The sequence below is a fragment of the Micromonospora reichwaldensis genome (genome assembly GCF_031845925.1).
Classification (GTDB): domain Bacteria; phylum Actinomycetota; class Actinomycetes; order Mycobacteriales; family Micromonosporaceae; genus Micromonospora; species Micromonospora reichwaldensis.
Map to the genome: position 1 here is coordinate 64689 of NZ_JAVRFL010000011.1, position 14072 is coordinate 78760.

13 protein-coding genes are annotated in these 14072 nt (G+C 74.4%); 8 read left to right on the top strand and 5 right to left on the bottom strand.

Annotation, left to right across the window (positions count from 1 at the left end; genetic code table 11):
- Nucleotides 1-14 precede the first annotated feature (14 nt).
- The gene (locus tag RM555_RS11445) at nucleotides 15-1799 is read left to right on the top strand and encodes a potassium channel protein (protein WP_311411716.1); all 1785 of its coding nucleotides are present in this window, start codon (nucleotides 15-17) and stop codon (nucleotides 1797-1799) included.
- A 3-nt stretch (nucleotides 1800-1802) separates the two neighbouring features.
- Here RM555_RS11445 and RM555_RS11450 read toward each other — a convergent pair whose 3' ends face one another.
- Together RM555_RS11450 and RM555_RS11455 are read right to left on the bottom strand one after the other, a co-directional pair.
- Nucleotides 1803-3041 carry an APC family permease gene (locus RM555_RS11450; protein WP_311411717.1) on the bottom strand — a complete coding sequence of 413 codons (1239 nt, stop codon included), beginning with the start codon at nucleotides 3039-3041 and terminating at the stop codon, nucleotides 1803-1805.
- 9 nt (nucleotides 3042-3050) lie between these two features.
- Nucleotides 3051-3788 carry a phosphatase PAP2 family protein gene (locus RM555_RS11455; RefSeq protein ID WP_311411815.1) on the bottom strand — a complete coding sequence of 246 codons (738 nt, stop codon included), beginning with the start codon at nucleotides 3786-3788 and terminating at the stop codon, nucleotides 3051-3053.
- 143 nt (nucleotides 3789-3931) lie between these two features.
- Here RM555_RS11455 and RM555_RS11460 point away from each other — a divergent pair, with 143 nt between their 5' ends.
- Nucleotides 3932-5143 (top strand): DUF4032 domain-containing protein, encoded by a 1212-nt coding sequence (locus tag RM555_RS11460; RefSeq protein ID WP_311411718.1) that lies wholly within the window; start codon nucleotides 3932-3934, stop codon nucleotides 5141-5143.
- A gap of 646 nt (nucleotides 5144-5789) precedes the next feature.
- On the opposite strand, the gene nagA is transcribed toward RM555_RS11460, so the two are convergent.
- From nagA to RM555_RS11475, 3 genes are read right to left on the bottom strand one after another with little or no spacing between them, the layout of a single operon-like run.
- Entirely contained in the window at nucleotides 5790-6899 is a 1110-nt protein-coding gene (gene nagA / locus RM555_RS11465) for an N-acetylglucosamine-6-phosphate deacetylase (protein ID WP_311411719.1), read from the bottom strand.
- Nucleotides 6899-7819, bottom strand: coding sequence for an ROK family protein (locus tag RM555_RS11470; protein WP_311411720.1), 921 nt, complete (start codon nucleotides 7817-7819; stop codon nucleotides 6899-6901). The genes nagA and RM555_RS11470 overlap by 1 nt, the downstream gene beginning before the upstream one ends.
- A complete protein-coding gene (locus RM555_RS11475; RefSeq protein WP_311411721.1) occupies nucleotides 7816-8745 on the bottom strand; it encodes an SIS domain-containing protein in 930 nt (309 codons plus the stop codon). Before RM555_RS11475 ends, RM555_RS11470 begins: the two co-directional genes overlap by 4 nt.
- A gap of 194 nt (nucleotides 8746-8939) precedes the next feature.
- On the opposite strand from RM555_RS11475, the gene RM555_RS11480 reads away from it, so the two are divergent.
- The 6 genes from RM555_RS11480 (at nucleotide 8940) to RM555_RS11505 (ending at nucleotide 14051) form a co-directional block, all read left to right on the top strand.
- Nucleotides 8940-9725: a DeoR/GlpR family DNA-binding transcription regulator gene (locus tag RM555_RS11480; protein WP_091626905.1), complete on the top strand. Its 786-nt coding sequence runs from the start codon at nucleotides 8940-8942 to the stop codon at nucleotides 9723-9725.
- Between the two features lie 153 nt (nucleotides 9726-9878).
- Nucleotides 9879-10889 (top strand): ATP-binding cassette domain-containing protein, encoded by a 1011-nt coding sequence (locus RM555_RS11485; protein WP_311411722.1) that lies wholly within the window; start codon nucleotides 9879-9881, stop codon nucleotides 10887-10889.
- Nucleotides 10886-11902, top strand: a complete 1017-nt coding sequence (locus tag RM555_RS11490) for an ABC transporter permease subunit (RefSeq protein WP_311411723.1) — start codon at nucleotides 10886-10888, stop codon at nucleotides 11900-11902. Before RM555_RS11485 ends, RM555_RS11490 begins: the two co-directional genes overlap by 4 nt.
- Nucleotides 11903-12148: 246 nt before the next feature.
- A complete protein-coding gene (locus tag RM555_RS11495) occupies nucleotides 12149-12628 on the top strand; it encodes a DUF3263 domain-containing protein (RefSeq protein WP_311411724.1) in 480 nt (159 codons plus the stop codon).
- Between the two features lie 233 nt (nucleotides 12629-12861).
- Nucleotides 12862-13662, top strand: coding sequence for a hypothetical protein (locus tag RM555_RS11500; RefSeq protein ID WP_311411725.1), 801 nt, complete (start codon nucleotides 12862-12864; stop codon nucleotides 13660-13662).
- Nucleotides 13659-14051 carry a phage holin family protein gene (locus RM555_RS11505; protein WP_311411726.1) on the top strand — a complete coding sequence of 131 codons (393 nt, stop codon included), beginning with the start codon at nucleotides 13659-13661 and terminating at the stop codon, nucleotides 14049-14051. Before RM555_RS11500 ends, RM555_RS11505 begins: the two co-directional genes overlap by 4 nt.
- Nucleotides 14052-14072 lie beyond the last annotated feature (21 nt).

Sequence of the window (14072 nt, forward strand, 5' to 3'; positions counted from 1 at the left end):
ACCGGCTGACTACGATGCGGCACATGGCGGAGCCCCTGCTGGATCGTGCGCGGCGTGCCGGCCGGCGGCTCCGGGTCAACGGGGACGCACGGGCGCACTACGTGATCTGCGGTCGCGACGCCCTCGCCTACTGGGTGGTGCGGGCGCTGCTCGCCACGGAGCTCCAGGCCGGCCGCGTCCGGATCACCCTGGTGGTGCCCGAACGGCCGCGCTCGGACGAGCCCGACGGGCGGGACCTCCAGGGCGTCGAGGTCGTGCGCGCCGACCGGCTGGACGAGGTGACCTTCCGCCGGGCCGGGCTGGCCGGCGCCGACGGGCTGGCCCTGCTGCACCAGGACGACGTCGGCAACATGCACGCCGCGCTCTGCGCGCAGGAGGTCGAGCCCCGGCTGCGGCTGGTGGTGCGGATGTTCAACACGGGCCTCGCCAACGGGGTGCGGCAGATCTTCCCCGACTCGGCCGTGCTCTCCGACGCCTCCATGGCCGCCCCCGCCTTCGTGGCCGCCGCGTTGGGCGAGGTCGCCCCCACCCACTTCCGGCACGGCGGGCGCACCCTCTACGTGGCCCGCCGCGACGACGTACGCCCGCCCGACGTGGTCTGCGGGGTCGCCGACACCCGCGATGCGCAGCAGGTCCGGCTGCTCCCCGCCGACGATCGCGCGGCCGACCTGGTGATCGCCGAGGCGACCGGGACGCCGCCGGGGACGGAGTTGGCCGCCCGCCGCCTGAGGCGCGCCCGGCGGCGCCGCCGGCCCCTGACGGTGCTGCTGCGCGCGGTACGCAGCTTCGCCACCCGCAAGATCGGCGTCGCGGTGATCGTGCTGCTGGCGGTGATCGGGGTGCTCGGCTCGCTCAACGGCTACGCCGCGCACGAGGACTGGGCCGACTCGCTCTACCTGACGCTGGTGACCACGCTGACCGGGCAGGATCCGAACCCGGACAAGTCGGCCGCCGAGCAGGTCATGCAGGTGGTGCTCAACCTGGCCGGGCTGGCGCTGATCCCGCTGATCACCGCCGTGGTGGTGGACGGCATCGTCAACGCCCGGCTGGCCCTGCACTCCGGCCGCATCCAGCCCGAGCGCTCCGGACACGTGGTGGTGGTCGGGTTGGGCAACGTCGGCACCCGGGTGATGGCCCAGCTCTGCGACTTCGGCGTCGAGGTGGTGGCGATCGACAAGGTGCCCGAGCCGCGCGGTGGCGCGCTGGCCCGGCGGCTCGGCGTACCGCTGATCGTGGGCGACGCCGCGCTGGAGGAGACCCTCCAGTCGGCGTCCGTGGGCGGCTGTCAGGCACTGGTGGTGGTCTCCACCGACGACGAGACCAACCTCCAGGCGGCGCTCATCGGCCGGGCCGTCAACCCGGAACTCCAGGTGGTGCTGCGCCTCTTCGACGGCCACTTCGCCGAACGCATCCAGCAGGCGTTCGGCATCGGCGTCTCGCGCAGCGTGTCGTACCTCGCCGCGTTCTCGTTCTCCGCCGCGCTGCTGGACCGCGCCGTGATCGCCACCATCCCGGTCGGCCGGCACGCGCTGCTGGTCACCGAGGTCTCCGTCGCCGCCGGATCGTCGCTGGACGGCAGGCCGCTCGCCGCCGTCGGGCGGGCCGAGAGCGTACGCCTGCTGGCGCACGCCCGGGCCGGCCAGCGCCTCGACTGGGCGCCCGATGCCCGGCTGGTGATCGTCGCGGGCGACCGGCTCACGGTGGTTGCCCGCCGGGCCGGCCTGAACGCCCTGCTCCGCGAGGCCGCGCCCCCGCCGGAGGACCCGGTCACGCCCGCGCCCCGCCAACCGGAGGAGTGACCGTCAGGCCCGGTGGGGGCGCAGGGCGTACCAGAGGGCGCCGGCGGCGAGCACGGCGGCGCCGGCGAGCACGCTGGCCGGCGGCAGGTTGACCGCGAGCAGCAGGCAGCCGGCCAGCCCCAGCACGGCCAGCGCCCGCACCGGCAGCCGCCGGCCCGGGTCCCGGCCCAGCGTCAGCGCGGCGGCGTTGGTGATCGCGTAGTAGACCAGCACGGTGCAGCTGGAGAAGCCGATCGCGTCGCGTACGTCGCCCAGCAGCACGATCGCCACCACCACGGTGGCCACGGCCAACTCCGCCCGGTGCGGCACCCGGTGCACCGGGTGGACGGCGGCGAGCGCCCCCGGCAGGTCGTGGCGGCGGGCCATCGCCAGCGCGGTGCGCCCCACCCCGGCGAGCAGGGAGAGCAGCACCCCGGTCACCGCCACCGTCGCCCCGGCCCGCACCAGCCAGGCCAGGCCGGGCAGGCCGGCGGCGGTCACCACGTCGGCCAGGGGCGCGGCGGAACCGGCCAGCCGGTCGGCCCCGAGCACGCCGACCGTGACCACGGCGAGCACCAGGTAGACCGCCAGCACCACGCCGAGGGCCAGCGGGACCGCCCGGGGGATGGTCCGCGCGGGGTCGCGTACCTCCTCGCCCAGGGTGGCGATCCGGGCGTACCCGGCGAAGGCGAAGAAGAGCAGCCCGGCGGCCGTGAGCACGCCCCTACCGCCGCCGTCGAGGTCGCCGAGCCGGTCGAGCGACACGTCGCCGCCGACCGCGCCGGCCACCGCGACCAGGGCCAGCACCGCCAGCACCACGCCCACCAGGACCTTCGTCGCGGTGGCGGTCCTGCCGATGCCGCGCAGGTTCACGACGGTCACCGCCGCCACCGCGCCGACGGCGACGAGCCGGGCCTGCCCCGGCCAGAGGTACGCCCCGATGGTCAGCGCCATCGCCGCGCAGCTCGCCGTCTTGCCGGCCACGAAGCCCCAGCCGGCCAGGAACCCGGCGAACGGGCCGAGCCGCTCCCGCCCGTACACGTAGGTGCCGCCGGACTCGGGGTAGCGGGCCGCGAGCCGGGCCGAGCTGGTCGCGTTGCAGAAGGCGATGAAGCCGGCCAGCACCAGCGCGGCCAGCAGGCCGGCCCCGCCGGCCGCCGCCGCGGCGGGCGCGAAGACCACGAAGACGCCCGCGCCGAGCATCGACCCCAGGCCGATGACCACCGCATCCCGTACGCCGAGGCGGCGCGCCAGTTGATCCACGGCGCGACCCTAGGGGGCGGAGATGAACGGACGGTTCCAGTCCCGCAGTGCTCCCGGCAACGGCAGGTCGTCCCACGGCACCCGGTGCACCAGCCGGTCGAGGAGAAGCCCCAGCAGCAGCCCGGCGACCGAATCGGTCAGCCAGTGCCAGCCGAGGTAGGTGGTGGTGCAGAGCACCACCACCGGCGGCACGACCCGGACCACGGTGACCAGCCGGGGCGGCATTGTCCGGCCGTACGTGCGCAGCAGCGGGGCGAGCAGCAGCGCGATGACGCCGTACCAGAGGATCGCGTTCGCGACGTGGCCGGAGGGGTAGGACTGGGCGAACCGCAGTGGCAGCTCGTCCTGGAACAACGGGAGGGTCTGCTCGGCGGGAAGGAAGGGTTCCTTGACGCTCGCGCTGGGCGCGGGTCGGGCGGTCCACACCTTGAGCGGACCGATGGTCAGGTAGCTGAGGGCGAAGGCGAGCACCGGCGGCAGCACCGGGCGAACCGATTTCAGCCGCACCGCGAGCAGCACACCGAGCCCCAGGGCGATCAACGTCAACGGGGTGCCCTGGCCGAGATAGTTGAGGACGACCGCCGTCCAGTGCGCGGCCGTGGGCCGGTGCGCCTGCGACCAGTCGGCGATCGCGCGGTCGATCCCGAAGAGCCGCTCGCCGGCGAGGGCCACGGTCAACCCGACGAGGGCGGTCAGCAGCAGCGCGTCGAACCACCAACCGGCCGGCCGGACAGGCCGGAGCTGCACCTTCGCCCGTACCGTCGTGGTCTCCCGCACCCCGACCACGCTACCGGCCCCGCCCGGCGCCGGATGGGGACGGGCCGGGGCCGCCTGTGTGCCGAGCCACGAAGGGAGGCGCTCGGCGGGGGGTACCCGTCAGACTTGTCCCCGTGCGGATCACCTCGGCCCTCGTGGACCCGGCGCTGCTCGACCTCCCCTGGTCGACCCCGCTGGAGGAGTGGCCTGCGCAACACCTGGTGGCGCTGCCCCAGGGCATCTCCCGGCACATCGTCCGCTTCGTCCGGCTGGGTGAGTACGTCTACGCGTTCAAGGAGACCCGCGAGCGGATCGCCGAGCGGGAGTACGACCTGCTCCGCGCCCTGGAGCGGATCGACTTCCCGTCGGTCGAGGCGGTGGCGATCGTCGCCGACCGGCAGACCGACGACGGGGAACCCCTCGAGTCGGTGCTGATCACCCGGCACCTGCAGTTCTCCCTGCCCTACCGGGCGCTCTTCTCGCACACCCTGCGCCCGGAGACGATGGGCCGGCTGCTCGACGCGCTCGCCGCCCTGATCGTCCGGATGCACCTGACCGGCTTCTTCTGGGGCGACTGCTCGCTGTCGAACACGCTGTTCCGGCGGGACGCCGGGGCGTTCGCCGCGTATCTGGTGGACGCCGAGACCGGGGCGCTGCACCACTCCCTCTCCAACGGACAGCGCGGCGAGGACCTGGAGATCGCCCGGGTCAACATCTTCGGCGAGGCGCTCGACCTCCAGGCCGCCGGGCTGCTGCACGAGTCGATCGACCCGGAGGTGGTCTGCGAGGAGGTCGTGCAGCGCTACGAGCGGCTGTGGCACGAGATCACCTACGAGCAGCAGGTCGAGCGGGAGGCCCGGCACGACATCGAGGGGCGGATCCGCCGCCTCAACGAGCTGGGCTTCGACGTCGCCGAGGTGGCCATGTCCACGATCGACAACGGGCGCTACCTGGTCCGGCCGAAGGTGGTCGACGCCGGTTACCACACCCGAAGGCTGCTCCGCCTGACCGGCCTCGACGCCGAGGAGAACCAGGCCCGCCGGCTGCTCAACGACCTGGACGCCTACCGGGCGGAGAGCTACCTGATGGACGAGCAGCAGGCCGCGCACCGCTGGCTGACCGAGGTCTTCGAGCCGGTGGTCCGGGCCGTGCCCGCGCACCTGCGCCGCAAGTTGGAGCCGCAGGAGCTCTTCGCCCAGATCATCGAGCACAAGTGGCTGCTCTCCGAGCGGGCCGGCCGGGATGTCGGAATGGCCCCGGCCGTGCAGTCGTTCCTCTCCGACGTGCTGGTGCACCGCCCCGACGAGCAGGCGGTGCTCGGCGTCGAGGTCCCCGCCGCCGGCTGACGGCCTGCTGCCGCCCGCCTCCTGCCTGTTGCCGCCCGCCCCCTGCCCGCCGCCGCCCGCCGCCTGCTGTCGGCCGCCGGCCGCCGTTCGTGTTCGGTCGATGGCCTCGGCCGGCGCCCACCATTCGTGTTCGGTCGGTGTGCCTCGGTTGGCGACCGCCGTTCGTTTCTGCCCGGAGGTGGTGTTCGCGGCGACGGGGCACGTGTGGGTGGTTGCTGGGGGCCATCTCGGCCGGCGCTGTCGAGCTGCCCCTACAGATGGGGCAGCCCGGCGGGTGCGTGCCACCGACCCGCCACGCAGGGATTCCAGGCGCGACAGCGCCAACCTGGCGGAGTGGTCTCACAGATGGGGCAGCTCGACAGCGCTTGCGGCCTGGCGGCCTGGCGGCCTGGCGGCCTGGCGGCCTGGCGGCCTGGCGGCCGGCCTGGCGGCCTGGCGGAACCGGTGATTACCGCGACAAACTGGCCGTCTCGGCGGTGGGGCCGGTGTCGGCTGCCGCTGAACTCGGTGCACAAGCCCGGCCGCACCAGTCCGGCCCGCGCAGCCCGGCCTGCACCAGCCCGGCCCGGCCCGCGCCAGTCCAGCCCGCGCAACACGGCCCGCACCAGTCCGGCCCGCGCAGCCCGGAGCCGCGCGGCGCGTCCGGTCACTCCAGCCAGGAGCCGCCGCGCATCACCCGGACCACGTTCAGGTCGTCGTCGAGCACCACCAGGTCGGCCCGGAGCCCCACCTGGAGCGCGCCCAGCTGGTCGCCGAGGCCGATGGCGCGGGCCGGGGTGGTGGCCGCCATCCGTACGGCGTCCGCGATCGGGATCCCGGCGCCCACCGCGTGCCGCAGGGCGGCGTCCATGGTCAGTGTGCTGCCCGCGATCGCGCCGTCGCGGGCCAACCGGGCCACGCCGTCCGCCACCGTGACCGTCTGGCCGCCCAGGTCGTACTCGCCGTCGGCCATGCCGGCGGCGGCCATCGCGTCGGTGATCAGGGCGGACCGCTCGGGGCCCGCCGTCGACGTGGCGAAGGCCAGCATCCCGTCGTGCAGGTGCACGCCGTCGGCGACCAGCTCGCAGACCACGTTCGGGGCGTCCAGCAGGGCCACCACCGGGCCGGGCTCGCGGTGGTGCACCGGCCGCATCCCGTTGAACAGGTGGGTGCCGACGCTCGCGCCCGCCGCGACGGCGGCGCGGGTCTCGTCGTACGTGGCGTCGGTGTGGCCGATCGCGGCGACCACCCGGTGCGCGGTGAGCAGCTTGATCGCCTCCAGGGCGCCGTCCCGCTCGGGGGCGAGGGTGACCATCCGGACCGCCCCGCCGCCCAGCTCGATCAGCTCGGCCAGCTCGTCCGTGGACGGGTCGCGCAGGTACTCGGGGTTCTGCGCGCCGCAGCGGGCGGAGGAGAGGTACGGGCCCTCGAAGTGGATCCCGGCCAGCACCCCCTCGGCGACCAGCGGGGCGAACGCCTCGGTGGCCGAGCGCATGAGCACGAAGGGCGAGCTGACGAGGCTGGCCAGCAGGGTGGTGGTGCCGTGCCGCAGGTGGAAGTCGGCGGCCTGCCGGGCCTGCTCGGCGTCGCCGGTGGTGAAGGTGTGCCCGCCGCCGCCGTGCGTGTGCATGTCGACGAAGCCCGGCACGATCCAGTGCCCGTCGCGGACCGACGGGTACTCGGCCACCGCCCGGATCCGGCCCTCGTCGACCTCCACGCAGCCCTGCCGGATCACTCCGGTCGGGGTCACCACCTTGCCGTTCACCCGAAGAGCCATCACTTCTCCAGACTGTCGAGGGCGAGCAGGGCGGCGCCGAGGCAGCCGGCCTCGTCGCCGAGGGCCGCCGCGACCAGGTGCGGCTCCCGGTGGAACGTCATCCGCTCGTGCAGCGCGGCCCGCAGCGGGTCGAACAGCAGCGCGCCGGCCCGGGCCAGCCCGCCGCCGATCACGACGGTATCCACGTCGTAGAGGGCCTGACCGGTGGCGAGACCGTCGGCGAGCGCCTCGACGGCCTCCCGCCAGACGTCCGCCGCCAGCGGCTCGCCGGCCGCCGCCCGGTCGGCGACCTCGGCGGCGGTCGCCGGTACACCCGCCAACTCCGAGTAGCGCCGGCCGATCGCGGAGGCGGAGGAGACCGCCTCCAGGCAGCCGGGACGGCCGCAGCCGCAGCGCGGCCCGCCGGGGCGTACCAGAATGTGGCCGATCTCGCCGGCGGCGCCGTGCGCGCCGGTGGCCGCCGTGCCACCGACCAGGTGCGCGGCGGCGATCCCGGTGCCGATCGCGACGAAGAGGACGTGCGCGGCGTCGCTGCCCGCGCCGAGCCGCGCCTCGGCCAGGCCACCGGCGCGCACGTCGTGGCCGACCGCCGTCGGCAGTCCGAGCCGCGCCTGCGTCAGATCCCGCAGCGGTACGTCCCGGAAGCCGACGTTCGCCGACCAGACGGCGACCCCGCGCGCCTCGTCGATCACCCCGGGCACCGCGATGCCGACCGCGACCGGGTCGAGCCCGTCGGCGCGGGCCTTGCCGGCCAGCCCCTCGGCGACCCCCAGGACGGTGTCCACCACGGCGTCCGGGCCGCGCCCGGCGTCGGTGGGGTGCCGCTCGGTGTGCAGTACGGCACCGTCGGCCCGCACCAGGGCGCACTTCATCCCGGTGCCGCCGACGTCCAGCGCGACGACGACGTCGGCCGGCCTCACGCGAGGACCACGGAACGGGTCAGGTGCCGGGGCGCGTCCGGGTCGAGGCCCCGGCTGGTGGCGAGCGCGACGGCGAAGCGCTGCGCCAGGATCAGGTCGGCCATCGGGTCGACGGGCGTACGGCCGGCGGCCCAACTGCCCAGCACCGTGCGGCAGCCGTGGGTGCGGCTGTGCACGAATGCCGCTCCCGTCGCCGCCACGTCCTCCGGCAGCCCCTCGGGCAGCTCGCCGAACGCCCAGACCAGCCGGCCCGGCGCGGCGATCGAGATCGGCCCGTGCCGGTAGTCCATCGCCGGGTACGCCTCGGCCCAGAAGGTGGCCGCCTCGCGGCACTTCAGGGCCGCCTCCTGGGCCAGCCCGACCGTCCAGCCGCGACCGAGGAAGGTGGCCTGCTCGATGCTCGTCGGGTCGATCGGCAGCGGGGCGCGTACGGCCACCTCCGCGTCGGCGGCGAGCGCGTCGATGTTGTCGCCGAGGTGGGCGCGGAGCAGGGCCAGGGCGGTCGTCGCGAAGCGGGTCTGCACCACCGAGCGCTCGTCGGCGAAGGGCATGGTCACCGCCGCGTCGGCCAGCGCGACGGCGGGAGAGTCGGGGTCGCCGACCAGGACGGTGCTCGGCACCCGCCCGCGCAGGGCGGCGATCAGCTCGGTGACCTCGGTGGTGGTGCCGGAGCGGGTGATCGCGACGAGCCGGTCGTAGCGCCGGCCGGCGGGGAACTCGGAGGCCTGGAAGGCGTCGGTCTCGCCCTGGCCGAGGTGCTCGCGGCGGGCCGCGTACGCCATCGCCATGAACCACGACGTGCCGCAACCCACGACGGCGACCCGCTCCCCCGGGCGGGGGAGGTGGTCCGTCGCGGTGGCGGCGAGTCGCGCCGCCTCCCGCCAGCAGTCGGGCTGGCTCGCGATCTCGGCGTCGACGTACGACATGAGAACTCCTACGCAGGGGAGCGGTGCGCAATACGGCTCGTTAGAGCCGCCTTTCGCGCGTTATTCTGCGCGAAAGCGGCTGGCTGTGGCAACCAGCCCCGGCATCGCGCAAGACAGGGTTTTGCGCCCTCGTAGTTTCGCGCACTACTGTGCACGCAATCAATCACCGACCGTGCAGTAACTGGAGGGCCCGGGTGGACCGGTACGCCAGATGGAACGCCCTGCTCGAGATGCTGACCGACAACGGCCGGGTCAGCGTCGAGGAGGCGGCCGAGCGGCTGGACGTCTCCCAGGCCACCATCCGGCGCGACTTCGACCAGCTCGCCCAGCAGCAGATGATCACCCGGACCCGGGGTGGCGCGGTCGCCAACGGCGTCTCGTACGACCTGCCGCTGCGCTACAAGACGGCCAAGCACTCGGCGGAGAAGCAGCGGATCGGCGCCGCCGCCGCGGCGCTCGTCTCGCCGGGCACGGTGGTGGGCCTCAACGGCGGCACGACCAGCACGGAGGTGGCCCGGGCCCTCGCCGTCCGGCCCGACCTGAACACCAGCGCCGAGGGCGCCCAGCTCACCGTGGTCACCAACGCGCTGAACATCGCCAACGAGCTGCTGGTCCGCTCCCGGATGAAGGTCGTGGTGGCCGGCGGCGTGGTCCGCCCGAAGTCGTTCGAGCTGGTCGGCCCGCTGGGCGGGGCGTTGCTGCGCGAGGTCACCCTGGACGTCGCCCTGCTCGGTGTGGACGCGATCGACCCGCAGCTCGGCGCCGCCGCCCACCACGAGGGCGAGGCGGCGATGAACAACCTGATGGTGGCCCGGGCCAAGCGGGTCGTCATCATCGCCGACTCGTCCAAGCTGGGCGGTCACGCGTTCGCCCGGATCTGCCCGGTGGACCGGGTGGAGACGCTGGTCACCGACTCCGGAGCCAACCCCGAGGTGGTGGAGGCGTTCCGCGCCGCCGGCGTCACGGTCATCTGCGCCTGACGTTGTAAGGAAGGGCACCTTCCTAACGCCTGGTGCATAGGAAGGGGCCCTTCCTTTCACCTGATCGGCGCGTCGCATGCATACCGGGTATTGCGGGTGCCTGCATACCGCGTATGGTGTCGCGTGTCATACACCCATCGGGGGAGGTGCAGCTTGCCAGCTGTCCTGGAGATCGAAGGTCTCCGCAAGACGTACAAGAGCCGTCGGCGCGGCACCCGCAACGCGCTCGACGGCTTCGACATGCGGGTCGAACAGGGGCAGGTGCACGGCTTCCTCGGCCCCAACGGGTCGGGCAAGACCACCACGCTGCGTACGCTGCTCGGCCTCATCCGGCCCAACGGCGGCCGGATGACGATCCTCGGCCACGAGGTGCCGGCGGCGCTGCCCGCCGTCGCCGGTCAGGTCGGCGCGATCGTGGAGAGCCCGCAGTTCTTTCCGCACTTCACCGCGCGGGACACCCTGTCCCTGCTCGCCGGCGCGGGCGACGTGCCGCAGCACCGGGTCGACGAGGTGCTGGAGCTGGTCGGGCTGCGCGACCGCGCCGGCGAGCGGGTCAAGACCTACTCGCTCGGCATGAAGCAGCGGCTCGCCGTCGCCTCGGCCCTGCTGAAGAACCCGAAGCTGCTGATCCTCGACGAGCCGGCCAACGGCCTCGACCCGGGCGGCATCCGGGAGATGCGCACCCTGACGCGCAACCTCGCCGAGTCGGGGATGACCGTGGTGCTCTCCAGCCACATCCTCGGCGAGATCCAACTGATCTGCGACTCGGTCACCATCATCTCGCTGGGCCGGCGGGTGGCCTTCGGCCCGGTCGAGCAGGTGCTCGCCCAGCACTCCTCGGGCGCGGTCCGGGTGCGGCTGGAGGCGGTCACCGACCTGCCGGTCGCCGCCGACGCGCTGACCCGGGCCGGGATCCGGGTGTCGGGCCAGGCCGACCACCTGATGCTCGCCGGGGTCGACAAGCCGGCCACGGTGACCCGGCTCCTCGCCGAGCAGGGCCTCTACGTCAGCGAGCTGGCCCCGGTCGCCGTCGACCTGGAGAGCGTCTTCCTCGAACTGACCGCCACCGCGCCGGTCCCCGGCCAGCACCGGCAGGTCGACCAGTCCACGAAGGTCGGTGGCGCCGGGCAGCCCGGTCCCACCGGGGGAGGGTGGGGCGCGTGAGCCTCTACCGTACGGAGTTGCGCCGGCTCGCCAAGCGGCGTTTCACCCGCTGGATGGGCCTGCTGGGCCTGCTGGTGCTCGCGGCCGTGGTGGTCGGGGTCTTCTTCACCAACGAGAAGATCGACGCCAGCGCGCTGGCGAAGGCCGAGCGCGCCGCCGAGCAGCAGTGGCAGCAGGACGTCCGCCACAACACGCAGTACCGCGCGGAGTGCGAGAAGGCGAAGGCTGCCGGCACGGCCCAGGCCGGGGAGTTCCCCGACGACTGCGCGATGATCCAGCCCCCGCCCCGGGACGCGATCCAGGCGGACTGGTTCCTGCCCTCCACGTTCGACTTCCGGGAGAACTTCGGCGACACGCTGCTGCCGCTCGCGGCGATCCTGGCGCTGGTCGGGTTCGTCGTGGGGGCCTCGTTCGTCGGGGCGGAGTGGAACACCGGCGGCATGATGAACCTGCTGCTGTGGCGGCCGAAGCGGCTGACCGTACTGCTGACGAAGCTGGCGGCGCTGCTCACCGGGCTGGTCGCCCTGGCGGTGCCCACGACGGCGCTCTGGTTCGGCAGTTTCTGGCTGGTCGCCACGTTCCGTGGCAGCACGGCGAAGATGACCTCCGGGGCATGGCAGTCCTTCGCCCTGACCGGGCTGCGCGGGCTGGTGCTCGCGCTGGTCACCGCGACCATCGGCTTCGCGCTCGCCTCGCTGGGGCGGCACACCGCGATGGCCCTGGGCGGGGTGATCGCCCTGATGGTCGTCGGGCAGTTCGGCCTCGGCATCCTGCTGGCGATGGCCGGCGTGCGCTTCGCCGAGGCCTGGCTGCTGCCGACCTACGCCGTGGCGTGGATGCAGAAGAAGGTGACCCTGGAGGACTGGAACACCTGCCAGGCGACCTACTTCGGCGAGTGCAAACCGGACACGCTCGACATCACCTGGCAGCAGTCCTCGGTGATGATGGCGGTCGGGTTCGTGGTGATCCTCGGCGCGGCCCTCTGGGCGATGCGCCGGCGGGACATCTCCTGACCGTCGGCGGTGCGACCGGCGGCTCTCCCCGGCCCCGGTCGCACCGCCCATTTCTCGGCGGGGGATGACGAACCGGCGTACTCCGGGCGGAGCGCGGTAGGGTTCGCGGGACGGACACGACGTGAACCGGAGCGGTCACGTTCCGGCACTGTCGTCCGATGCGAACCGGGTCTGCCCTGGTTAGGCTGGGAGTCCCCTACCGGTCGGCGTCGTGGTGTGCCGCCCGCCAGCCCCACGAGGAGCGCCATGCAGCCCGCCGACGCCGCCCCGGCCGCCACCGAGCCGCCCGTGCCGGGCCGGCCCGGCGAGGCTGGCGCGACCGTCGGGGCGGACCCCACCGGGGAGGCGCGGGACACCGCCAGCGTCGTTCCCCAGCCGCGTACCGTTCCGGGCGCCGCGACGCCGGCGGTCCCGCAGCCCCGCTCGGCGCCGGAGCCGGATGCCGCCGTGGCGGCGCCCCGCGAGGCCGGCGCCCCCGCGGACGCCGGGCCGGAGGGTGGCCTCACCGAGCGTGAGCGCGGCATCCTCGCCTTCGAACAGCAGTGGTGGCGGCACGCCGGCGCCAAGGAACAGGCCATCCGGGACACCTTCGGCCTCTCGGCCACCCGCTACTACCAGTTGCTCAACGGGCTGCTCGACAACCCGGCCGCCCTCGCCGCCGAGCCGGTGCTGGTCGGGCGGCTGCGCCGGCTGCGGTCCTCCCGGGCCCGCAACCGCCGCCGCTGACCGCTGTCGTACCCCGCGACCGGTCCCGGCCCCACCGACCCCGTTCCGGCCGACCGGTCCGGTGCCGTCCGCGTGGCGGCGCACCCGGGCGGTCCGCCGCTCCTACCCCCGACGCCGGGACGGATTGTCGGCGATCCGCGCGGGTACGCGGGTGTCGTTCCGGGCCGCATCTCGCGGCCGGTTCACGTTCCGGGCCGTGACCTGCGGCCCGGGGCCGACGGAGGGAGCGGGCGATGACGCAGATCAACCCGAGCCGGCCACCGGACGGTGCGACCGGCACCGCACAGCAGACCCGGCAGGAGGCGTCCCGGGTCGGAGACCAGGCGGCCCAGGCCGGCGGACAGGTTGCGCACGCCGCCGCCGAAAAGGGCGGACACCTCGCGCACACCGCCGCCGAGAAGGGCGCACACGCTGCGCACGCCGCCGCCGAGAAGGGCGGACACGTCGCGCACGCTGCCGCCGAACAGGGCGGACACGTGGCGTCGGAGGCCGGGCGGCAGGCGCGCAACCTGACCGGCGAGGCCGGCACGCAGTTGCGCGACCAGGCCCGGGCGCAGCAGCACCGGGCGGCCGACGGGCTGCGCGGCATCGGGCGCGAACTCAGCTCGATGGCGGAGCGGAGCGAGGACTCCGGGATGGCCGCCCAGGCGGTCCGCCGGGCCGCCGACGCCGCCCAGCAGGCGGCCGGCTGGCTCGACGAGCGCGAACCCGGGGCGGTGCTCCACGACGTGCGGTCGTACGCGCGCCGGCACCCGGGCACCTTCCTGGCCGGCGCGGCCCTGGCCGGCATGCTGGTCGGGCGGCTCACCCGGAACCTGACCGCGTCGGGCGACGGGGCGCGGGGCGAGGGCCAGCCGTCGATGCCGCCGACCGAGCCGGGTACCGCGCCCCCCGCGGCCGGGCCGCAGCCGTACGAGCGGACGGCCGAGGCGCCGTACATGCCCGAGGGGGCGTACACCGGGACGGCCCGGGTGCGCAACGCCTCGCCGTCGGGCCGGCAGGGGCCGGACATCCCGGGCGGGGTGGCGCCGTGAGCGCCCCCGAGAAGGAACGGACGCAGTCGGTCGGCGACCTGCTGGGCGACGTGACCCGGGACTTCTCCGTGCTGGTCCGCAAGGAGGTCGAACTGGCCAAGGCGGAGCTGCGCGAGGAGGCGGGTCAGGTCGGCAGGCTCGCCGGCATGTTCGGCGGGGCCTCGCTGGCCGGTTTCCTGACGGTGCTGTTCGTGTCGTACGCGCTGTGGTGGGGGCTGTCCAACGTGATGGACCAGAGCTGGGCGGCGCTGATCGTGGCCGTCATCTGGGGTGTCGTCACGGGTGTCCTGCTCTCCAGGGCGCGCAAGGAGAAGGAGCAGCTCCGCTCGGTGCTGCCCCGGACGAGGCAGACCGCACGGCAGATACCGGACGCGGCGCGCGGACGGTGAACCAGCCGGGAGGGAGCAGAT

Coding starts and splice junctions, on each gene's coding strand:
- nagA (WP_311411719.1), bottom strand. CDS start 6,899: ATGGCTCTTCGGGTGAACGGCAAGGTGGTGACCCCGACCGGAGTGATC.
- RM555_RS11445 (WP_311411716.1), top strand. CDS start 15: ATGCGGCACATGGCGGAGCCCCTGCTGGATCGTGCGCGGCGTGCCGGC.
- RM555_RS11500 (WP_311411725.1), top strand. CDS start 12,862: ATGACGCAGATCAACCCGAGCCGGCCACCGGACGGTGCGACCGGCACC.
- RM555_RS11475 (WP_311411721.1), bottom strand. CDS start 8,745: ATGTCGTACGTCGACGCCGAGATCGCGAGCCAGCCCGACTGCTGGCGG.
- RM555_RS11495 (WP_311411724.1), top strand. CDS start 12,149: ATGCAGCCCGCCGACGCCGCCCCGGCCGCCACCGAGCCGCCCGTGCCG.